A 323-nucleotide genomic window follows, 5' to 3' on the forward strand; every position below is an offset into this window, starting at 1 on the left:
ATCCGCGTCTACCGCCGCCCGCTGATACCACCTCTAAGGTTCCACCGCCAACGCCGAGAAGTGCGCATTGTGGCTGATGATGGTGAGGAGTGGACCGTGCCCTGGGAGCGGGTACACGCCATTGCTCCCAGCGCCACCATGGTCGGCCAGTTTGGTGCCGCCAAGCTGGGGGGATTGCTGTTGTGGTTCCCCTTCAAGGATGAAATCGACGAGCCTTACCATGATAAAAAGCCGGGCTGGATCATCATGGTCAGCCCCGGCCCGGGTGCCGCGGCCATGCGTCAGTGGGAGTGTATTCGCAGTTTTATGGAGATTGGCCCTGA

The 323-nt window shown here is 60.7% G+C and carries 1 pseudogene; it reads left to right on the top strand.

From position 1 onward, the window contains the following. Positions 1-69: 69 nt before the first annotated feature. Positions 70-323, top strand: a pseudogene (locus tag C2846_RS18525) (hypothetical protein); the annotation flags it as partial.

The sequence above is a fragment of the Pseudomonas jilinensis genome (genome assembly GCF_003586265.1).
Taxonomy (GTDB): Bacteria; Pseudomonadota; Gammaproteobacteria; order Pseudomonadales; family Pseudomonadaceae; genus Halopseudomonas; species Halopseudomonas phragmitis.